The sequence below is a fragment of the Vibrio eleionomae genome (assembly GCF_009874545.1).
GTDB lineage: Bacteria > Pseudomonadota > Gammaproteobacteria > Enterobacterales > Vibrionaceae > Vibrio > Vibrio nitrifigilis.
The window spans coordinates 42,088-62,285 of sequence record NZ_WEKT01000004.1; the positions used below are offsets into that span (position 1 = coordinate 42,088).

19 protein-coding genes and 1 pseudogene are annotated in these 20,198 nt (G+C 43.5%); 13 read left to right on the forward strand and 7 right to left on the reverse strand.

Going from position 1 to position 20,198, the window contains the following annotated elements:
* Positions 1 to 212 precede the first annotated feature (212 nt).
* From priA to rraA, 7 genes are all read left to right on the forward strand, one after another.
* On the forward strand, positions 213 to 2,417 hold the full coding sequence (gene priA, locus F9817_RS03430) for a primosomal protein N' (protein WP_161153566.1): 2,205 nt from the start codon (positions 213 to 215) through the stop codon (positions 2,415 to 2,417).
* Between the two features lie 310 nt (positions 2,418 to 2,727).
* On the forward strand, positions 2,728 to 3,741 hold the full coding sequence (gene cytR / locus F9817_RS03435) for a DNA-binding transcriptional regulator CytR (RefSeq protein ID WP_329604835.1): 1,014 nt from the start codon (positions 2,728 to 2,730) through the stop codon (positions 3,739 to 3,741).
* Positions 3,742 to 3,896: 155 nt separating this feature from the next.
* The gene (locus F9817_RS03440; protein ID WP_161153568.1) at positions 3,897 to 4,448 is read left to right on the forward strand and encodes an SPOR domain-containing protein; all 552 of its coding nucleotides are present in this window, start codon (positions 3,897 to 3,899) and stop codon (positions 4,446 to 4,448) included.
* Positions 4,449 to 4,630: 182 nt separating this feature from the next.
* Positions 4,631 to 5,197: an ATP-dependent protease subunit HslV gene (gene hslV, locus F9817_RS03445; RefSeq protein WP_161153569.1), complete on the forward strand. Its 567-nt coding sequence runs from the start codon at positions 4,631 to 4,633 to the stop codon at positions 5,195 to 5,197.
* Between the two features lie 40 nt (positions 5,198 to 5,237).
* Positions 5,238 to 6,572 (forward strand): ATP-dependent protease ATPase subunit HslU, encoded by a 1,335-nt coding sequence (gene hslU / locus F9817_RS03450; protein ID WP_161153570.1) that lies wholly within the window; start codon positions 5,238 to 5,240, stop codon positions 6,570 to 6,572.
* A 105-nt stretch (positions 6,573 to 6,677) separates the two neighbouring features.
* On the forward strand, positions 6,678 to 7,595 hold the full coding sequence (locus F9817_RS03455) for a 1,4-dihydroxy-2-naphthoate polyprenyltransferase (RefSeq protein ID WP_161153571.1): 918 nt from the start codon (positions 6,678 to 6,680) through the stop codon (positions 7,593 to 7,595).
* Between the two features lie 74 nt (positions 7,596 to 7,669).
* Positions 7,670 to 8,203, forward strand: a complete 534-nt coding sequence (rraA, locus tag F9817_RS03460) for a ribonuclease E activity regulator RraA (RefSeq protein WP_161153572.1) — start codon at positions 7,670 to 7,672, stop codon at positions 8,201 to 8,203.
* Positions 8,204 to 8,253: 50 nt separating this feature from the next.
* Here rraA and F9817_RS03465 read toward each other — a convergent pair whose 3' ends face one another.
* Together F9817_RS03465 and tpiA are read right to left on the reverse strand one after the other, a co-directional pair.
* Positions 8,254 to 9,621, reverse strand: a complete 1,368-nt coding sequence (locus F9817_RS03465; protein ID WP_161153573.1) for an MATE family efflux transporter — start codon at positions 9,619 to 9,621, stop codon at positions 8,254 to 8,256.
* A 155-nt stretch (positions 9,622 to 9,776) separates the two neighbouring features.
* Positions 9,777 to 10,547, reverse strand: coding sequence for a triose-phosphate isomerase (gene tpiA, locus F9817_RS03470; RefSeq protein WP_161153574.1), 771 nt, complete (start codon positions 10,545 to 10,547; stop codon positions 9,777 to 9,779).
* Between the two features lie 374 nt (positions 10,548 to 10,921).
* On the opposite strand from tpiA, the gene F9817_RS03475 reads away from it, so the two are divergent.
* Together F9817_RS03475 and F9817_RS03480 are read left to right on the forward strand one after the other, a co-directional pair.
* Positions 10,922 to 11,269, forward strand: a complete 348-nt coding sequence (locus F9817_RS03475; RefSeq protein ID WP_161153575.1) for a 5-carboxymethyl-2-hydroxymuconate Delta-isomerase — start codon at positions 10,922 to 10,924, stop codon at positions 11,267 to 11,269.
* Between the two features lie 28 nt (positions 11,270 to 11,297).
* Positions 11,298 to 11,765: a DUF805 domain-containing protein gene (locus tag F9817_RS03480; RefSeq protein WP_161153576.1), complete on the forward strand. Its 468-nt coding sequence runs from the start codon at positions 11,298 to 11,300 to the stop codon at positions 11,763 to 11,765.
* 76 nt (positions 11,766 to 11,841) lie between these two features.
* Here the strand turns inward: F9817_RS03480 and F9817_RS03485 are convergent, their stop codons facing one another.
* Positions 11,842 to 12,177: a DUF3135 domain-containing protein gene (locus F9817_RS03485; RefSeq protein ID WP_161153577.1), complete on the reverse strand. Its 336-nt coding sequence runs from the start codon at positions 12,175 to 12,177 to the stop codon at positions 11,842 to 11,844.
* Between the two features lie 194 nt (positions 12,178 to 12,371).
* Positions 12,372 to 13,022, reverse strand: coding sequence for a helix-turn-helix transcriptional regulator (locus F9817_RS03490; RefSeq protein WP_161153578.1), 651 nt, complete (start codon positions 13,020 to 13,022; stop codon positions 12,372 to 12,374).
* 367 nt (positions 13,023 to 13,389) lie between these two features.
* Here F9817_RS03490 and F9817_RS03495 point away from each other — a divergent pair, with 367 nt between their 5' ends.
* Together F9817_RS03495 and groL are read left to right on the forward strand one after the other, a co-directional pair.
* Positions 13,390 to 13,680 carry a co-chaperone GroES gene (locus F9817_RS03495; protein ID WP_161153579.1) on the forward strand — a complete coding sequence of 97 codons (291 nt, stop codon included), beginning with the start codon at positions 13,390 to 13,392 and terminating at the stop codon, positions 13,678 to 13,680.
* Between the two features lie 53 nt (positions 13,681 to 13,733).
* Positions 13,734 to 15,383 carry a chaperonin GroEL gene (gene groL, locus F9817_RS03500; RefSeq protein ID WP_161153580.1) on the forward strand — a complete coding sequence of 550 codons (1,650 nt, stop codon included), beginning with the start codon at positions 13,734 to 13,736 and terminating at the stop codon, positions 15,381 to 15,383.
* Between the two features lie 140 nt (positions 15,384 to 15,523).
* Here groL and F9817_RS03505 read toward each other — a convergent pair whose 3' ends face one another.
* Positions 15,524 to 16,090 (reverse strand): MSMEG_1061 family FMN-dependent PPOX-type flavoprotein, encoded by a 567-nt coding sequence (locus tag F9817_RS03505; protein WP_161153581.1) that lies wholly within the window; start codon positions 16,088 to 16,090, stop codon positions 15,524 to 15,526.
* A gap of 256 nt (positions 16,091 to 16,346) precedes the next feature.
* On the opposite strand from F9817_RS03505, the gene modF reads away from it, so the two are divergent.
* Complete coding sequence (gene modF, locus F9817_RS03510; RefSeq protein WP_161153582.1) at positions 16,347 to 17,798, forward strand: molybdate ABC transporter ATP-binding protein ModF; 1,452 nt, start codon at positions 16,347 to 16,349, stop codon at positions 17,796 to 17,798.
* 141 nt (positions 17,799 to 17,939) lie between these two features.
* Here modF and F9817_RS03515 read toward each other — a convergent pair.
* Together F9817_RS03515 and epmB are read right to left on the reverse strand one after the other, a co-directional pair.
* Positions 17,940 to 18,428: pseudogene (locus F9817_RS03515) on the reverse strand (MgtC/SapB family protein); the annotation flags it as partial.
* A gap of 114 nt (positions 18,429 to 18,542) precedes the next feature.
* Positions 18,543 to 19,565 (reverse strand): EF-P beta-lysylation protein EpmB, encoded by a 1,023-nt coding sequence (gene epmB / locus F9817_RS03520; RefSeq protein WP_161153584.1) that lies wholly within the window; start codon positions 19,563 to 19,565, stop codon positions 18,543 to 18,545.
* Positions 19,566 to 19,599: 34 nt separating this feature from the next.
* Here epmB and efp point away from each other — a divergent pair, with 34 nt between their 5' ends.
* A complete protein-coding gene (gene efp, locus F9817_RS03525; RefSeq protein WP_161153585.1) occupies positions 19,600 to 20,166 on the forward strand; it encodes an elongation factor P in 567 nt (188 codons plus the stop codon).
* Positions 20,167 to 20,198 lie beyond the last annotated feature (32 nt).

Below are 20,198 nucleotides of genomic sequence, written 5' to 3' on the forward strand. Positions count from 1 at the left end.
AAGCAGCTACCTTGTAAGGCGCGATATAATAAAGAATCATCACTCTCGGATCAACTCATTTTGCCGCTATTTTCGCCATTTTTATGGTTTAATGGGAGGTGGCTGGTTCAGGGAATTAGCCTTTACTCATTAAGTATAGGATAGATAGTCGAATTTGTAGTCTGCATCTATTAGACTGTGCGCTGTGATTCGCAATTCCAGACCTAACAACTATGCGCCCATCGATTGCCCGAGTGGCATTACCCGTTCCACTTGATAAACAGTTTGACTATGTGGTTCCACCGCATCTATTTCCTATCATTGGTGGGCGTGTTTCTGTGCCATTTGGGCGCCAAACATTAGTGGGTATTGTCACTGCGTTGGTCAACGAGTCCGATTTTCCTCGTGAGCAGTTAAAACCAATCAAGGCCGTTCTAGATACCCAGCCTATGTGGCCCGATCCTCTATTTGGTTTATTACAGTGGTGTAGCCAATTTTATCAACATCCTCTCGGTGACACTTTGGCGAACGCAATGCCAACATTGTTGCGTAAAGGGAAAGAGGCTAATTTTGCTGCTCTTCGAGAATGGCGATTAACGGAGATCGGTCGTAATCAACTCATGGTGGGGTTTGATAAACGAGCAGTGCAACAGGCCCGTTTAATGTATCGCTTAGAAAATGAGCCAGTGTCTCACCAAACGTTAGTGGAAGAAGAGTTTTCTTCAGCGACGTTAAAAGCTGTAGAAAAAAAAGGTTGGATCGAAATGCAAGAGCGCCAACCTAAAATTAAAGCTTGGCCAAAGCATATAGAAGCGGATGTTGATAAACCTAAGTTGAACCAAGAGCAGGCTGTGGCGATTGCTTCAGTAAACTCACAGCCGGGATTTGGCTGTTATCTACTACAAGGGGTGACGGGCTCAGGTAAAACCGAAGTGTATCTGAATATGATTAAACCTGTGCTCGATAAAGGGCGTCAGGCGTTAGTACTCGTGCCTGAAATCGGTTTAACACCACAAACCATTAATCGCTTTAAACGCCGATTTAATGTTCCAGTCAGTGTGATTCACTCGGGACTCAATGATACCGAGCGCTTAAATGCATGGCTGAGTGCTCGTGATAAAGCGGCTGGGATAGTTATCGGTACACGCTCTGCGTTACTCACGCCTTTTGCTGATCTCGGCATTATTATTGTGGATGAGGAGCATGATGCTTCCTACAAGCAGCAAGACAGTTTGCGCTATCATGCTCGTGATGTTGCGGTGATGAGGGCTGCGAAAGAAAATATCCCAATTATTTTAGGCTCTGCAACACCAGCGTTAGAAACTCTCCATAACGCGTTAACCGGTAAATATCATCATTTACAATTAACTCAGCGCGCGGGACTCTCAACACCGACGACGAACCATGTTTTGGATGTGAAGGGGCTGTATTTAGAAAGTGGTTTATCTGCACCGTTAATTGCGCAAATGCGTCGTCATCTTCAAGCGGGCAACCAAGTTCTGTTATTTCTCAACCGGCGCGGATTTTCTCCTGCTTTGATGTGCCATGAGTGTGGTTGGATTGCTGACTGCCAAAGGTGTGACGCTTATTACACCTATCATCAGAATAGCCATGAAATGCGGTGCCATCACTGCGGTTCTCAAAGACCTGTGATTCATCAATGTCAAAGTTGTGGATCCACTCACCTAGTTACTGTCGGGGTGGGAACGGAGCAGTTAGAGAATCAATTAGCTGAACTTTTTCCTGAATATAAGACAATCCGTATCGATCGCGATAGCACAAGACGTAAGGGAAGCTTAGAAAGTGCTCTTACGGCAATTCGTAATGGCGAATATAAAATTTTGATTGGTACTCAAATGCTCGCGAAAGGGCATCATTTCCCGGATGTTACTATGGTTGCTCTGTTAGATGTGGATGGGTCGTTGTATAGCAGCGATTTTCGCGCAGCCGAGCGTTTTGCCCAGTTGTTTACTCAGGTAGCAGGACGAGCAGGAAGGGCGAGTAAGCCGGGTGAAGTTTATTTACAGACCCACCATCCGGAACATGCGTTGCTCCAGGCTCTATTAACCAAAGATTACAATCACTTTGCGCAAAGTGCCTTAGCGGAACGTAAGTTAGCGATGTTACCGCCGTATACATTTTTGACGTTATTAAGAGCAGAAGCGAATAATTCGCAGCAGGTCGAAGATTTCTTACGTCAAGTGCGCCATACCTTAGAAAGTAATCCGATATTTGATGATACCTGTTTGGTGTTAGGCCCAACGCCAGCTCCATTAGCAAAAAGGGCAGGAAAGTTTCGTTGGCAGTTACTGATTCAGACGCAAACACGCTCAATGATGCAAAAATGGTTGATCAGTGCTCGTCCTGCTATCAATATGCTACCTATTGCTAACAAGATTAGGTGGACTTTAGACATTGAACCGCAAGATCTTTCATGAAAAATCAAGATTGTTTGCTAACCTTAAAGGGATGGAAACAATTAAACGTGATGGAATTCACGCTAATAGTGTAAAATTTGTTAATCTAAGCGTAACCTACTCATTAGTAGTTCATTAGACTTAAGTAAAGTATTCCTTCAGTGGCCGTTGGGGCTGCTGAGTTGTTTTTGAGCCCATGCATTCGCATATTAAGCAAGGTGTATCCATTATTGTGATGCCTTATATGTCAGCCTCGCTTTTAGGACGATGTGGGTAAACGATAACGATAAGAAAAGTGCGTTTGCACTGTCCAGGATAGAGAAAGAGGGTTATTTATATGGCGACAATGAAGGATGTTGCCCAGCTTGCTGGAGTGTCAACGGCAACGGTATCCCGTGCCTTGATGAATCCAGAGAAAGTCTCTTCTTCTACTCGTAAACGAGTTGAAGAAGCAGTCTTAGAAGCGGGCTATTCTCCCAATTCTTTAGCTAGAAATCTGCGCCGTAACGAATCGAAAACGATCGTCACCATCGTACCAGATATTTGTGATCCCTATTTTACTGAGATCATTCGTGGCATCGAAGATGCAGCCATGGAGCATGGATATCTTGTACTATTAGGCGATAGTGGCCAGCAAAAGAAACGAGAGAACTCATTCGTCAATCTCGTATTTACCAAGCAAGCCGACGGTATGTTACTCCTTGGAACGGATTTACCATTTGATGTGAGTAAACCAGAACAAAAGAACTTGCCGCCGATGGTGATGGCATGTGAATTTGCGCCTGAACTAGAGTTACCTACGGTTCACATCGACAATTTAACTTCCGCTTTTGAGGCTGTGAACTACTTGACCCAAATGGGACACAAGCGAGTAGCTGAAATTGCTGGCCCCGATCAGGCGGCGCTGTCTTCATTCCGCCATCAAGGTTATCAGCAAGCATTACGTCGAGCGGGGATTACGATGAATCCTACGTATTGTTTTAAAGGCGATTTTTCCTTTAAAGATGGCGTAAAAGCGGTGAAACAGTTATTGGCACTGCCTGAGCCGCCAACCGCGATTTTTTGTCACAACGACACGATGGCAATCGGTGCTATCCAAGAAGCTAAACGTCTCGGTTTGCGTGTTCCTCAAGATTTATCCGTTGTGGGCTTTGATGATATTCAGTTTGCTGAATATTGTGATCCACCACTGACGACGATCTCACAGCCGCGATATGAAATTGGTCGCCAAGCAATGTTGATGATGTTGGAATTATTACGTGGTCATGATGTGCAGGCTGGTTCTCGTTTGCTTGAAACCAAATTAATCGTACGAGAAAGTGCTGCGCCACCACGAGTTGTGTAGTGCTGACAAGTGATCTGATGCTGTGGTTAATTCAATACGACATACTCTAAAATTGATTAGGTAGCGCATTTTTATGCGCTACCTTAGCTTTTCGTTTGTTTTCTATACGTAAACTGAATTAACATGTGGACCAAATTGTCAATTATTGAATTCTTGTGGCTAATAAAGATTATGTAAGACGAGGTCGTAGTCCTAAAAAGCCGACCCCAAAAAAAACGTCGCCTAAAGGTAAACCGTGGAAAAGTGGTTTACTTGCTGTTATTGCTGTCGGAGCCTTTGGCTATGGATTGTATATTCTCAATAGCGATCCCACACCAAAAACTCCACCTGCTGCAGTCTCGACTCCTGTTAAGCCAGTGAAGCAAAAATCATCTAACGATGATCTTCCACCGCCACCAACCGAAAAGTGGGATTATGTGGATACGTTGCCAAGTCGCGAGATTGAAGTGGTACCTAAGGAATTAAAAGTTTCAAAGATTCCTTACATCATGCAATGCGGTGCATTTAAAACCATGCATCAAGCGGAAGAGCGTAAGGCACGAATCGCATTTGTGGGACTGACCAGTAAAATTCGTAAAACAGAAGGCAGTAGCTGGTTCCGAATTGTTCTTGGTCCCTATAAGTTCAAACGTGAAGCTGAGAAAGATAAGCATAAATTGCAGCGTTCGAAGATTGAGCCTTGTTTGATTATGAAAGACAACTTGTAATCTCCTATCCAAATGCCATCGAGAGATGAATCCTCATTTTCTCGATGGCTTTTTTGTTGAATCGCCATCGAGTCTTGACCGAATCTTGAAATAGCTTTCAATTCTTTCCCCTTGAATTTCCTTCTAAGCAGCCATATATATCCTCTTAACTCCATAGTGAAAAAAAGATAAGAGGCCCTCACGTGACTACCATCGTTTCTGTACGTCGTAACAATAAAGTCGTTATCGCGGGTGACGGACAAGTATCGCTGGGTAATACAGTGATGAAAGGCAACGCGAAGAAAGTTCGTCGCCTTTACAACAATAAAGTACTTGCTGGTTTCGCTGGTGGTACTGCGGATGCATTTACTTTGTTTGAGCGTTTTGAAGGCAAGCTACAGATGCACCAAGGCCATCTAACTAAAGCGGCAGTTGAGTTAGCCAAAGATTGGCGCAGTGATCGCGCGTTACGTAAATTGGAAGCGATTCTAGCGGTAGCAGACGAGACAGCATCTCTCATCATTACCGGTAATGGTGATGTACTTCAGCCTGAACATGATCTTATTGCGATTGGTTCCGGTGGTAATTTTGCCCAAGCTGCTGCGATTGCGATGTTAGAAAACACCGATTTAGATGCACGTGAAATTGCTGAAAAAGCGTTAAAAATAGCGGGGGACATTTGTGTGTTCACCAACCAATACCATACTATTGAAGAACTAGAAATTCCTGAGGATAGCCAAGCTGTGGCGGCTCTTCCACAAGGTGAATAACCAAAGATAGTAATTTGTAACTGAATTTTAAGGATTTCCTATGTCTGAGATGACTCCTCGCGAGATAGTTGATGAACTAAACCGCCACATTATTGGTCAGGACAACGCAAAACGTGCGGTTGCTTTGGCATTACGTAACCGCTGGCGCCGTATGCAGCTAAGCGAAGATTTACGTGCGGAAGTGACGCCTAAAAATATTTTAATGATTGGCCCAACGGGTGTGGGTAAAACAGAAATAGCTCGTCGTTTAGCAAAACTTGCAAATGCACCATTCATTAAGGTGGAAGCAACTAAGTTCACTGAGGTGGGCTACGTAGGTAAAGAAGTCGATACCATTATCCGTGATTTAACCGAAGTTGCGGTAAAAATGACTCGCCAGCAAGCGATGGAAAAAGTGAAGTTCCGCGCAGAAGAACTAGCAGAAGAACGTATTTTGGATGCGTTGTTGCCTCCAGCACGTGATGCATGGGGTCAAGTGGATGAGAAAGATGGACAACATTCGTCGACTCGCCAATCGTTCCGTAAAAAACTACGTGAAGGCCAACTAGACGATAAAGAAATCGAAATCGATGTTGCCGCGCCACAAATGGGCGTAGAAATCATGGCGCCTCCAGGTATGGAAGAAATGACCAACCAGCTACAAGGTCTGTTCCAAAACATGGGTGGTGACACGAAGAAAAAACGCAAACTTAAAATCAAAGATGCGTTGAAAGCGTTGATTGAAGAAGAAGCGGCTAAGTTAGTTAACATGGATGAATTGAAAGATCAGGCGATCTTCAACGTTGAAAACCATGGTATCGTGTTTATCGATGAAGTGGATAAGATTTGTAAACGTGGTGAAGCGTCTGGTCCTGATGTTTCTCGTGAAGGTGTGCAACGTGACTTGCTACCGTTAATTGAGGGCAGCACCGTGACGACAAAACATGGCATGGTACGTACCGACCATATTCTGTTTATCACATCGGGTGCATTCCAAGTTGCGAAACCATCGGACTTGATTCCTGAATTACAAGGTCGTCTTCCTATTCGTGTCGAGTTAAGTGCGTTATCAAGTGATGACTTCCGTCGTATTTTGACTGAGCCTCGTGCGTCATTGACAGAGCAGTATTCTGCATTATTAAAAACAGAGAACGTCGATGTCACCTTTACCGAAGATGGCATTAAGCAGATTGCTGAAGCAGCTTGGAAGGTGAATGAAACCACTGAAAATATCGGTGCTCGTCGTCTGCACACTGTGATGGAGCGTTTAATGGATGATATTTCCTTTGATGCAACTGACAAATCTGGTGAAAGTTTTGAAGTGAACGCCGATTATGTGAAGTCTCGCCTTGGTGAATTGGTTGAAGATGAAGATTTAAGTCGTTTTATTCTTTGATAAATTGATCAAAAACAAAACATTGTAGCCCGCCTGTTAAGGCGGGCTTTTTTCTGTTCACAATTGCGCATATACTGGCAATATGTTGATCAATATCTCGTAATCATGAATAACTCATTGCACATTTGGCTCGACGCTGCTCGACCAAAAACATTGCCACTGGCACTAGTATCCATACTTACTGGTAGCGCTCTTGCGTTTTCAACTGGCCATTTTTCTTGGCCTGTCGCGTTATTATCTTTGTTAACAGCCACTTTGTTACAGATTCTTTCTAACTTAGCTAATGACTATGGTGATGCAGTAAAAGGAACCGATAACGACAAGCGTTTAGGCCCAATGCGTGCGCTACAATCTGGTGCAGTGACCTTAAAGGATATGAAACAAGCGATATATATTAATATCTTATTAACAGTTGTTGCTGGTCTTGGTTTAGTTCTTTACGCATTAGATAGCTTTGAAAGTATTATCGCTTTCATTGGTTTAGGTGTTCTGGCTATGGCTGCAGCAATCGCTTACACCGTGGGTAACAAACCATACGGTTACGTGGGGTTAGGGGATTTATCCGTCTTTATCTTCTTTGGTTTACTTGGTGTATCAGGAACTTACTTTTTACACACGGGTCATATTGATGGTGCATTGTTCTTACCAGCTTTAGGATGTGGTTTATTAGCAGTCGCTGTTCTTAATATTAATAACATGCGCGATATCGAGAATGATGCTGAATGTGGTAAACGTACCGTAGCGGTTCGCCTTGGCCAAGATTTGGCTAAACGTTATCACTTTGTGTTACTGGCTGGTGCTGTCGTCGCATTTGCGTGTTACTTATTGATGCAAGGTAAGCCTGTATGGATTAGTGTCCCATTTTTGCTTAGCCTTATTTCGGTCACTAAACACAGCCGCGAGCTATGGGCCACACAACAGCCAGCAGAAATCGCTCCTATGTTACCGGTCATTGTAAAGTGCTCAATTATTACTAACCTATTGTTTGTTGGTGTCGTTATTGCACAAACTCTGACAAGTTAATTTGAATTGAGTCATTGCAATGACTTATTGACTCTATATACTCGTTGTTAGGCTTTCACAGAGAGAACTAGGCTATGGAATACAACACCTCAGCGCTATGTGATATCTATCTCGATCAGGTCGATGTCGTGGAACCCATGTTCAGCAACTTTGGCGGTAGCGCCTCGTTTGCTGGTCAAGTCACCACTGTAAAATGTTTTGAAGATAACGGATTAATCCGTGAAGCATTAGAACAAGATGGCTTAGGGCGGGTTTTGCTCATCGATGGTGGCGGTTCATTACGTCGCGCTTTAATCGACTCAGAAATAGCTGCGCTAGCGGAAGAAAATGAGTGGGAAGGTATTATTGTATACGGTTGCGTTCGAGAGATTGACGACCTAGAGGACATGAATATTGGTATTCAGGCTCTAGCTTCAATTCCTGTGGGGGCTGTGTCTAAGAGCATTGGTGAAGTTGATGTGCCTGTTAATTTTGGTGGCGTCACATTTCTTCCTGAAGATTATATTTATGCCGATAGCACGGGTATTATTTTATCTCAAGAGCCGTTAAATATGGATTTTGAAGATGAAGAAGAAAGTATCCTTGAAGAAGACGAAGAGATCATTTAACTCTTAGCGATATATTGATTTAGGAAAGCCGCGTTTATGACGCGGTTTTTTTATTGGTTATTTACAACCTTATTCAATGATGAATTGGGTATATGAATACGTCTTAAGCGCAGTGCATAGAGATAACCAAACAGCCCTCCAAATGCATTACCCAGTGCGATACCAAAGAATAACCCTTCTACTCCATACCAGAGTGAGCCAAACCAGGCAAAGGGCAGGGTGAATACAAATAGGCGCAAGAAGCTCCAGACAAACGCTTTATTGGGTTGGTGAAGGGCATTGAGTGCAGATATCAACATCATCACGACACCTTGAAAACCATAACTTAAAGGCACAATCAATAAGTAATGCCATAAGGTTTGCTCAACGGCTTGATCATGAGAAAAGAGCGCCGCGAGCGGAGTGCTTAAAGGCACCATCATAATGAAAACCAGAATCTGAAAAACGATCGAAAAGCGCATGCCCATAAATAATCCAGCAAAACTTCGCTGAGGATTCTTTGCGCCTAAGTTTTGCGCGATGAAAGGCGTTAATACTGATGTTAACGACATAATGACCAGTAACAGTATCGATTCAATGCGTTGTGCCGCACCATAGCCAGCGACAGCGGCGGTACCATGAGATGACAGTATCTTCATCAAGAGTGCGCCAGAAATAGGGGTCATTGCGATAGAAAGAGCGGCAGGAGTGCCAATCTTCAATACCTGAATCCAATCAGTGGGTAATTGCTTGAGATTAGGCAGCGCAATCAATTTGTCGCGCTTAATGAGAATATAAAAGGTACAAATTAGAGCCACGACCCAGGAAATACCACTCGAAATGGCCGCACCTTTGATTCCGAGTTCAGGAAATGGGCCATAGCCGAAGATTAAGAGTGGATCCAAACCGCCGTTAATTGCACCAGAAAAAATCATGATTTTAGCGGGTGTTTTGGTATCTCCAGACGCTCTAATGGCACTGTTACCGGCCATAGGAATGACCAGTAGTGGTACTGCAACATACCAGACTTGCATATAGTCCTGGATCAGCGGTAGCAGGCTTGTTTTCGCACCAAGCAAACTAAATAACGGTGTGATTGAGACCATGCCTGCGACTGAAGCAAGAGTGACAAGCACTACTGCTAACAATAAACCATGAGTTGAAAAGCGAGCGGCGAGATGGTTACTTCCTTGCCCGAGTAAACGACCAATGCTGGTAGATAAACCCACCCCAATTCCCATCGTGATGCAGTTTAAACCAAAGGTGACAGGAAAGGTGTAACTGACAGCGGCAAGAGCTTGCGTTCCGAGCAAGGAGATGAAAAAGGTATCGACTAAATTGAACATGAGCACAGCAACCATACCGAAGATCATCGGTACTGTCATTTGACGTAATACGTTGCTAATTGGGGCGGTGAGTAACCCATGTTTATCTTGCATAGAGAACAGCTGTTGCAGAGAGTTGAGGCGATAGGATACGCGAAATTAGCGTTCCACTCTAGAAGATAACCACTATTGCCTGTAGGGAAATGATGGGGTTGATAAACAAAAGGTCAGCGATAAGCTGACCTTTATCATTCACATCAATGTGATGATTAAGCTTTTGCTTCTGCAGCTGCTTTTGCGATAGCAGCAAAGCTGTCTGCTTTAAGAGATGCACCGCCAACTAGAGCACCGTCGATGTCTGGGTTTTGGAAGTAAGCTAGTGCGTTTTCTGGTTTAACAGAACCACCATATTGGATGATGACTTGTTCAGCCACATCTTTGCTGTGTTTAGCAATGTGTGCACGGATGAATGCGTGTACGCGTTGTGCGTCTTCTGCCGTTGCTGCTTTACCAGTACCGATTGCCCAGATTGGTTCGTAAGCGATGATTGCACCGTTAAATGCTTCAATACCACAGTGGTTGATAACAGCATCGATTTGACGAGAAACAACCGCTTCAGTTTCACCTGCTTCGTTTTGAGCTTCAGATTCACCGATACACAGAACAGGAGTTAGGCCGTTTTCTTTTAGGAAAGCGAATTTTTTAGCTACGAATTCATCAGATTCTTCGTGGTATTCACGACGCTCTGAGTGACCGATGATGATGTGGCTAGCACCAAGGTCTTTAAGCATTTCAGGAGAAACATCACCAGTGAAAGCACCACTGTTGTGGATGTCAGTGTTTTGTGCACCAAGAATTAGCTTGTTACCGCCTTCTTTAACAAGGCCAGCTGCTTGGTCAATGTAAAGTGCTGGTGGAGCGATAACGATATCAACACCTTCAACAGCTGCAACTTCAGTGTTCAGTCCGTTTAGTAGCTCAGTTACCATTGCTTTACTACCGTTCAGTTTCCAGTTACCCATCACAACAGGACGACGCATAGGAATATCTCCGATTTCAATGAATGTAAAAAAATAACGACAACGAATATAACAGATAAACCTGGTCAGATCATGACTAGGGTCATGACTTTCAGAGATCTTCTGCATGCAGTTACAGCGTTGTATGAGGAATAAAATAAGTTAGCCGAAAGTGGTTTGGAAATAAAATTACATTCATATGTATTTCCTCTACCAAATGCTCATGAAAAGATGGTTTCGAGCAAAATAGAAAATTGAGAGGGTGATCAGTATTGGTGTAGAGAAGAAACGACAAGCTCTCGGTTTTTATGTTGTTAATTTGTTACCCTGACGCCTTATACCCAATGACCTCAAGTGCAGGACTCAGAGCTTCATTTAACTTAGTGTGGTTATATATGCCTAATTTGATTATGGAATATTCTAATTCAGTCGATGAACGAGTGAATGTGCAGGGACTGTTGGAAGATCTCCACCAAGTGGCATTACAGTCTGGTTTATTTGATATTGGCGCTGTGAAATCAAGAGCATTAAGTTGCCACGATTGGTTAATTGGTGATGAAGGTGATAGCCAAGATTTTATCCATATTACTTTTGAGCTGTTAGATGGCAGAACAATAGAACAGAAAAAAGCGTTAGCGAGTCAGCTGATGTCAGTACTTACGGAACAAGTTAGTCATGTTAGAAGCTTGACGATTAACGTTCGGGAAATGAACCGAGACAGCTTTTTGAAAGTAACAAATTGATTTGGTTAGGTAGCTAGGAATTTAAAGCATGTCTATTAAGTGGTTACTTTTTTCGTTTGAAGGAAGAATCGCACGTAAAACATTCTGGCAGTGGAACCTTTTATACTACTTTTTTATGTTGTTGGTGCTTGGTGTTGTAACGCGATTTTTTCCTATGGTGTCGGGTTTTGTTGTCCCAATATTTTGGATCTTAGTGTTATTTCCAGATTTGGCTGTTACGTCGAAGCGTTGGCATGATAGAAATAAAGGGAATGGTTGGTTGTTACTTAACTTACCGCTGATTTTGGGCCGTATTGCTTTTCCTATGGCAGAACGTGTGTCTGATCCTGTCTCGTCGCAGCCATCACTTTTTAGTAGTGTGCTTGCGATTGTTGGTGTGGTCTGCGGTGCTTGGATCTTTATTGAATGCGGTTTGTTACGTGGTTCTGTTGGTAAAAATGCGTATGGAGAAGAACCGTCAACATTAAGTAATGGTGCTACAGCAGATGAATCATGAGAAGGGTTCTATGCAATGAATATGACATAAAAGGAGGCGAGTTTGGCCTCCTTTTTGATGTCTGACTGTCACAGCGTTAGTGTAGGTTTCCAGTTTGGTGGAACGGAATAATTTCTGCTTGTCCTTGTTTTTCAACTTCACCATCCAACGCCCCTTTGAACTTGGCCATTTGTTCGCTGAGTTCGCGCATTAAGGTGACATTGGTATGATCTGGGTTTTTACATTTACTGACCACCAAATCAATGTGGCTCTGTTGAGCCCATAATCGCTGTTGCATTTTGTTTGAAGCTGATTGAATCATTTCTTCGCACATGTCGCGTTTAAATTGAGCAAAAGCCTCAGGATCCTTTTGAGCCAAGTCGACCATCTCCTCGAAAGGAGGGAGAACTTGGTGGCATGGGTTACTAGCCATAGCTGACTCCTCTACAATTATTATTCGACAGCCACACTGCTATCAGTCTAAGCATAAGCAAAGTTGTAGAGGTTTGGTTGAAAAAGCAGCGTTATTCTCAGCTGTGAGATTTATTCCTTAGTGATACGATAAAGAGCTATACCCAATGGCTTAAAGATCCAGGGGGCAGATCTCGTCCATGAGCACAGTGATATTTAATCACGGAAGGAATGGTCATTCTCTTTCAACGTGATTGGAGCAATAAGGTATGAACAGCGACGCTGACCTTCAATAATATGTTCGGTACGTTCTACGTGATAATCTGCGCCGAGCAATTTTTGGAATATGGTGAGTTCTGAGGTGCATAGGCTAGGGCAACGTTTTGCTGCTTTACAGATGGGGCAATGATTTTCATAGAGCACGTAGCCGTACTCCGTCGATTCAAATTCCGCCATGTAGCCTTCACTTTCACGAAGACTGACTAAAGTGGCCACTTTTTCTTCTAAGGTCTGACAATCAGCAAGAGCGTCTTGATATTGGGATAGCGTTTTTGCTTCGCGTTCAGCCGCTACTTTTGCCAAACCTTCTGATCCAAACAGATGTTCAACAGCTTCAATCACTTGAATAGTGAGTTCACCATGGCGATCCGTGAAGCGATCATGACCTTGTTGAGTTAAAGACCAATGGCGAGTTGGACGCCCCACTTTGACCTTGACGTCATGGAACGCAAGAATGCCTTCTTCTTCTAAGCTCTGCAGATGTTGGCGAGCTCCCATTGTCGTAATATTGAGGTCTGTGGCCAATTGTTTTGCAGTGACAGCACCTTCACGTTTGATGGTGTGTAATATTCTGTCAACGGTTTTCATTATGGTCCTCTGTCAGTATTCCGTACTCAGGAGTGACTGTGTCGTCTATATGTGAACATTATGAATTATCATGTTAATAAAGCAAATGATTTACTATATTAGCGTTCACTGACTTTAACGCTAAATATCCCAACGTTAAACGGCGGATTTTGCGGTTTGTCATTCCTATTTTCTACCCTCATCGACCAATACGACGAATTCTTGCTCGCCAATTGGTTAAGAACTCAACATTTTGTTAAATTAATCACAATTTTTTTTCTTTTTCCCCTTGGGTTAGCCACATTTATCCCCCACATATCAAACACAAGCTGAGCGATCAGCGTTTCATAAACATTAAGACGGAAAATTTAATCAGGAGAGACGACCGATGAACATTCGTCCATTACATGACCGAGTTATCGTTGAACGCAAAGAAGTTGAATCTAAGTCTGCGGGTGGCATAGTTCTTACTGGCTCTGCTGCAGAAAAATCTACTCGCGGTACTGTACTAGCTGTAGGTAAGGGTCGCATCTTAGAAAATGGTTCGGTTCAACCTCTAGACGTACAAGTGGGCGACACTGTAATTTTCAGTGAAGGTTACGGCACTAAATCAGAAAAAATCGAAGGCAAAGACGTTCTGATTCTGTCAGAGGCTGACATTCTGGCAATCGTTGAGTAATTGCTCCGCATAAAACGAACAAGAAATAACGAATTATAGAGAGGAAATACAAAATGGCTGCTAAAGACGTAAAATTTGGCAATGATGCTCGCGTAAAAATGCTGGAAGGCGTAAACGTTCTAGCCGACGCTGTAAAAGTTACCCTTGGTCCTAAAGGTCGTAACGTTGTTCTTGATAAATCTTTCGGTGCACCAACTATCACTAAAGATGGTGTATCAGTAGCGCGTGAAATTGAGTTGGAAGACAAATTCCAAAACATGGGCGCACAAATGGTTAAAGAAGTAGCATCTCAAGCGAACGATGCTGCTGGTGACGGTACTACTACTGCAACAGTTCTTGCTCAAGCTATCGTAAACGAAGGCTTAAAAGCAGTTGCTGCTGGTATGAACCCAATGGATCTAAAACGTGGTATCGACAAAGCGGTTGCTGCTGCTGTTGAAGGTCTAAAAGCACTGTCTGTAAATTGTGAAGACAATAAAGCTATCGCTCAAGTAGGTACTATCTCTGCAAACTCTGATGCGACTGTTGGTACTATCATCGCTGAAGCAATGGAAAAAGTAGGCCGCGACGGTGTAATCACTGTTGAGGAAGGTCAAGCACTTCAAGACGAACTAGATGTTGTTGAAGGTATGCAGTTTGACCGTGGTTACCTATCTCCGTACTTCATCAATAACCAAGAAGCGGGTTCTGTGGATCTAGAAAATCCATTCATCCTATTGGTTGATAAAAAAATATCAAATATCCGCGAATTGCTACCAACTCTTGAAGCTGTAGCAAAAGCATCTCGTCCTCTACTTATCATTGCAGAAGACGTTGAAGGCGAAGCGCTAGCAACTCTAGTTGTGAACAACATGCGTGGTATCGTGAAAGTGGCTGCTGTTAAAGCACCTGGCTTTGGCGACCGTCGTAAAGCAATGCTTCAAGATATCGCTATCCTAACTGGCGGTACTGTTATTTCTGAAGAAATCGGTCTAGAACTTGAAAAAGTAGCGCTTGAAGACCTAGGTCAAGCGAAACGCGTTACTATCACTAAAGAAAACAGCACTATTATCGATGGCGCTGGTGAAGAAGAAGCAATTCAAGGCCGTGTTACTCAAATCCGTCAACAAATCGAAGACGCGACTTCTGACTACGATCGTGAAAAACTTCAAGAACGTGTTGCTAAACTTGCTGGCGGCGTAGCTGTTATCAAAGTTGGCGCAGCAACTGAAGTCGAAATGAAAGAGAAGAAAGACCGCGTTGAAGATGCTCTACATGCAACTCGTGCTGCAGTAGAAGAAGGCGTTGTTGCTGGTGGTGGTGTTGCTCTTATCCGCGTTGCGTCTGATATCACAGAGTTAACTGGTGATAATGAAGAACAAAACGTTGGTATCCGTGTTGCACTTCGTGCAATGGAAGCACCTATCCGTCAAATCGTGACAAACGCAGGTGATGAAGAATCTGTGGTTGCGAACAACGTCAAAGCAGGCGAAGGTAACTACGGTTACAACGCTGCAACTGGCGAATATGGTGACATGATCGCAATGGGTATTCTAGATCCAACTAAAGTAACTCGTAGCGCACTACAATTCGCTGCTTCTGTTGCTGGTCTAATGATTACTACTGAAGCGATGGTAACTGATCGTCCTGTTAAAGATGCTCCTGCAATGCCTGATATGGGCGGCATGGGTGGTATGGGCGGCATGGGTGGTATGGGCATGTAATCCCACCCCCAATGACGTTTCGTTCACGCGAATCATTGTTTTAAAAAACCGCGAGCTTAGCTCGCGGTTTTTTTGTCACTGTCTGCTCTAAAGGCACAAAAAAACCGGGATCATCCCGGTTTTATCTATTCTGATAAAGGTTACTCTTCATCATTCATATGTAGCTGATCTTTGATGATTTGCAGCATATTTGGTAAAAAATCTCGCTCAATCTGGGCATCCGCTTCCCAGACTTTAGCGAGTAACAACGCTTTCGGGCAGTGAAAGTACGTTTTGTGGACATTTATTTTGACCACAAGCTTGCCTGGTTTGTTCCCATCTAAACACTGATTTCTCAAGTCTTCATCAGTATGCAGTGTTGCTGTTCCCTTTACTCGAACCACTTCTTTGATGCCTGGAATCAAAAACAGCAAACTGATGTGTGGGTCTTCCACTAGGTTTTTAAGTGTATCGATACGGTTGTTACCGGCACTGTCTGGGAACGCAATCGTATGTTCATCGAGTACTTTGACAAAGCCCGGTAAGCCGCCGCGAGGAGATGTATCCAGAAATCCTTCATTGTCACGACTTGCAATAATGCATAGTGGGCTGTGTTCAATGAAAGTTTGTGTGTGGGGGTCGATATGATCAATGGCTTTTTTTACTGCCAGAGGGTGAGGCTGAGGGTAAAGTTCTGCCAGTTTTTCCAGTGAGTCAATACGGCTCATAATACGTCCTAATGTAAAGGTAAGTCTTCCCGCAACCCAAATGCGTTGCTGTGATTTCTATTTGCTGAGTTTATCGGACCTTAACGATGTGTTACAAGGCTAAAGTGAGTTTTAGTGATAAGGGCGTGACCAGAATTTGGTATGAATTCTGCCTATTTTTATGCAGTATATGGAATACCCAGTCACGCTTAAGTGAAGATATTGGTTACTGCCGTTCAATCACTAATATCAAGGGGTAAGACTAAGGACAGGAAGTATGAGAATTAAGCAGTTAAAACATCACACCGGTGCGGTGGATCTTCGTATTGATGATTGGGAATTGTTGCCTAATCAACATTGGGGAGTGTTTTCCACTCATAGCCATGGTTCATCTTTATTGGTGGCTGTGTTGGCTGGGTTGGAGCAGCCTGACGCCGGTGATATCGAATCTAAACCCGAGCACATTGGCTGTGTTTCATTGCATGAACAACAAAAATTATTAGATATTGAGTTAGCCAATGATGATACCGATTTTATGGATCGGATTGATTATGGCTCGACAGTGGAAGCGTTAATCAAAGATGCTGGTTGTACGGACGAAGAATTAGAGTCGTTATTGGAAAAGACCGATTTAGTCGCGTTACGTCAGCGTGGTTTTCGCCAGCTTTCCACCGGAGAAACACGTCGCTTAATGCTTGCTCGCGCATTAGCAACCCAGCCTGAATTGTTGATTCTCGATGAACCTTATACCGGGTTAGACATTGCCCACCGAGCGACATTATCAGAGCTACTCAATGAGCTATCGCAAACCATGCGGTTAGTGATTGTCACGTCTCGCGAAGATGAATTACCGGAATTTATTACTCATATTGCGCTGTTTGACGAAAGCTCATTATCACAAACAATGACGCGTAACGATTGGTTAAATCATCCGTTGCTTGAGCAAATGAGAGCGCTCTCTGAATCACGCAGTGAAGCTTTAGTAGAGCTGATGGCTTCTGAGCAGAAAGAAGATCAATACCCTAATCCTCGTGTCATTATGAATGATGTGTCAGTGGAGTATGTCGATGCGAATATTTTCTCTGGTGTGAACTGGAAAATCGAAGCAGGTCAACATTGGCAAGTGCGCGGTCCAAATGGGTGCGGCAAAAGTACTTTATTGGGATTGATCATGGGTGACCATCCGCAATGTTATAGTAACGACATTACGGTGTTGGGTATGAAGCGCGGCGGAGGCGAAACGATTTGGGATGTGAAAAAACACATTGGTGTCGTGTCTTCGTCATTGCATTTACAGTATCGAGTTAACTGCTCTGCCTTAGATGTATTGTGTTCTGGTTTTTATGATTCTATTGGGCTATATCAACAGCCTAGCGCGAAAGAGATTAAGTTAGCGCGTTATTGGTTAGAGCTTCTGGAAATGGAAGGGTTGGCTAAAGCCGGATTTCGTAGTTTGGACTATGGTCGTCAACGCTTATTGCTTATCGGCCGGGCATTGATCAAACAACCTGCATTGCTGATTTTAGATGAGCCTTACCAAGGGTTAGATTTCATCAATCGTAAATTGGTGTATCACGCACTGAATCGAATCGCATCGGCCAATCTCACTCAGCTGTTATATGTTACACATTACGAAGAAGATGCGTTGTCATCGATTCATCACTTTGTTGACTTCGTTGCTAATGACGACCCAGCAGAGGGCTACCAAGTAAAAATTTACCAAGACTGATTTTTACACGTAATAAGAAGATAGCCGTAGCAAATGCTACGGCTTATTACTTTCTGTCTCTTGTCTTTTTTCAACCGTTTCAGTGATAACTGAATCTGCTGGTTCTGAACTCAAGATATTATCGTGTTCAACATCGTGAGAGATCGTGCGTCTTTCTGTTAATGAACGACGTAATTTTTGGTGAACACCGCGGCGTAAACTTTGAAAGGTGTTTTCTACCTTATCGACACCAAGTAATACGGCAAGCATTAATACGGTGATCAGTACCGACTCGGTTAAGTAACCAAGTCCAATCATTAGCCCTAATGAGGCTAATACCCAAATCACCGCTGCTGATGTCACCCCATGAATTTTACCGTCTTGAGTCATCATCACGCCAGCACCTAAAAAGCCGACACCTGTAATAATCTGACCAAGAACCCGCGCTTGATCCATTGGATTAGGCGATAAGGACACACACATAGCCATAAAGAAATAGGTGCCAGAGATGATTAGAATGGAGGTCCGAATACCGACTGGTTTGCCACGAGTTTGGCGTTCAACACCAATCAATAAGCCATTTAACGCACAGCAGAATAAAGCGGACCAACTGAATGGACCAAGGTGGAAGAAAGAAGTCAGTAACGGCATTGTAGGCGTTGTCCTTTAGGTCATAAAGCGCTGGAGTATGCCGTTTTTAAATTGGGCATTCGACTCTATATTTTGTTTGTATAGATAACGAATATTAATCGATCAAGTTTCTTCTCACTCTAAATGCAAATCGAGAGGTGTTTTGCTTGGTCTTCCACCAATTTCTCGGGTTAACTTAGGAACTAAGTAACCTGATATCTGAGTAATCACTCCGGCCATAATTTCTTTGGCCTCTTGGTCGCTGATAAAGAAGTGCGCTGCGCCCTGTACCTTATCGAGTACATGCATGTAATAGGGTAGAACACCAGCATCAAACAGGGCATTACTCAAGTTCACTTGAGCGGCAACGTTGTCATTGACGCCTTTAAGCATGACGCCTTGGTTTAATAGTGTAACTCCCACACGCTTGAGCTGAGTCAGGCATCCTGTAAGCTCAGCGTTGATCTCATTGGCATGATTGATGTGAGTAACAAAAATGGTTTGTAGGCGAGTATTTCCCAATAGTTGGCATAACTCGTGAGTTACTCGCGCAGGTAGCACAACGGGCAAGCGTGAGTGAATACGCAGGCGCTTGATGTGTGGTATTGCTGCGATCCCATCGATCAACCAAGCTAACTCATGATCTTTAGCCATTAATGGATCGCCACCGGATAGAATGATTTCATCTAACTGTGGGTTGGCCGCGATGTAATCTAAATTTTGTTGCCAAACCGCCTTAGACCCTTTGTTATCTGCATAAGGGAAATGACGACGAAAACAGTAACGACAGTTAATCGCACAGCCACCTTTGACGATTAACAGTGCGCGGTTACGATATTTATGCAGCAGGCCTGGCATTTCATTGTCTTGCTCATCGAGCGGATCATTGGAAAACCCCTCATGCACTTCAAATTCTTGCGTGAGTGGCAACACTTGACGTAATAATGGGTCATAAGGGTTGCCTTTTTCCATGCGGTCGACAAAACTTTGAGGCACGCGTAAAGGGAACAATTGACGTGCTGCAAACCCTCTTTCCCACGGTGAAGGGTCGATATGGAGCTGTTTTAGTAATAAAGCGGGATCGGAGATCGCATTAGCTAGCTGTTTGAGCCAGTTTTGCTCAACAGATTCGACTTTTCGGGTTATTATGTGCGGCATTAACTTTTTAACTCGAACAATGTAAGAGGAAATAATGGCTACTGTTAGCACGAATGAATTTAAAGGCGGTCTCAAAATCATGCTTGATAACGAGCCTTGTGCCATTCTCGAAAACGAGTATGTGAAACCAGGTAAAGGTCAAGCGTTCAACCGCGTTAAAATCCGTAAGCTGCTGAGTGGTAAAGTTCTAGAGAAAACCTTCAAATCAGGTGATTCAGTAGAAGTTGCTGATGTAATGGACATCGATCTTGACTACCTGTACACAGACGGTGAATTCTACCACTTCATGAACAACGAAACTTTCGAGCAAATCGCTGCAGATTTCGCTGCTGTTGGCGACAACGCAAAATGGTTGGTAGAGAACAACACTTGTATGCTTACTTTGTGGAATGGTAACCCAATTGCGGTAACACCACCAAACTTTGTTGAGCTAGAAGTTGTTGAAACTGATCCTGGCTTGAAAGGTGACACTCAAGGCACTGGCGGTAAACCAGCAACTCTATCTACTGGCGCAGTTGTTCGCGTTCCACTATTCATCCAAATTGGTGAAGTGATTAAAGTAGATACACGTAGCGCAGAATACGTTGGTCGTGTGAAATAATCACACTTCAATGAAAAAAGGAGCGCATGCGC

What these genes read in the sequence shown, in the direction of transcription:
- groL (WP_161153580.1), top strand. Translation starts at nt 13,734, where the DNA reads ATGGCTGCTAAAGACGTAAAATTTGGCAATGATGCTCGCGTAAAAATG.
- modF (WP_161153582.1), top strand. Translation starts at nt 16,347, where the DNA reads ATGAGAATTAAGCAGTTAAAACATCACACCGGTGCGGTGGATCTTCGT.
- rraA (WP_161153572.1), top strand. Translation starts at nt 7,670, where the DNA reads ATGGAATACAACACCTCAGCGCTATGTGATATCTATCTCGATCAGGTC.
- F9817_RS03490 (WP_161153578.1), bottom strand. Translation starts at nt 13,022, where the DNA reads ATGAAAACCGTTGACAGAATATTACACACCATCAAACGTGAAGGTGCT.
- priA (WP_161153566.1), top strand. Translation starts at nt 213, where the DNA reads ATGCGCCCATCGATTGCCCGAGTGGCATTACCCGTTCCACTTGATAAA.
- F9817_RS03455 (WP_161153571.1), top strand. Translation starts at nt 6,678, where the DNA reads ATGAATAACTCATTGCACATTTGGCTCGACGCTGCTCGACCAAAAACA.
- F9817_RS03465 (WP_161153573.1), bottom strand. Translation starts at nt 9,621, where the DNA reads ATGCAAGATAAACATGGGTTACTCACCGCCCCAATTAGCAACGTATTA.
- F9817_RS03505 (WP_161153581.1), bottom strand. Translation starts at nt 16,090, where the DNA reads ATGAGCCGTATTGACTCACTGGAAAAACTGGCAGAACTTTACCCTCAG.
- F9817_RS03495 (WP_161153579.1), top strand. Translation starts at nt 13,390, where the DNA reads ATGAACATTCGTCCATTACATGACCGAGTTATCGTTGAACGCAAAGAA.
- F9817_RS03475 (WP_161153575.1), top strand. Translation starts at nt 10,922, where the DNA reads ATGCCTAATTTGATTATGGAATATTCTAATTCAGTCGATGAACGAGTG.
- efp (WP_161153585.1), top strand. Translation starts at nt 19,600, where the DNA reads ATGGCTACTGTTAGCACGAATGAATTTAAAGGCGGTCTCAAAATCATG.
- hslU (WP_161153570.1), top strand. Translation starts at nt 5,238, where the DNA reads ATGTCTGAGATGACTCCTCGCGAGATAGTTGATGAACTAAACCGCCAC.
- F9817_RS03485 (WP_161153577.1), bottom strand. Translation starts at nt 12,177, where the DNA reads ATGGCTAGTAACCCATGCCACCAAGTTCTCCCTCCTTTCGAGGAGATG.
- F9817_RS03480 (WP_161153576.1), top strand. Translation starts at nt 11,298, where the DNA reads ATGTCTATTAAGTGGTTACTTTTTTCGTTTGAAGGAAGAATCGCACGT.
- epmB (WP_161153584.1), bottom strand. Translation starts at nt 19,565, where the DNA reads ATGCCGCACATAATAACCCGAAAAGTCGAATCTGTTGAGCAAAACTGG.
- tpiA (WP_161153574.1), bottom strand. Translation starts at nt 10,547, where the DNA reads ATGCGTCGTCCTGTTGTGATGGGTAACTGGAAACTGAACGGTAGTAAA.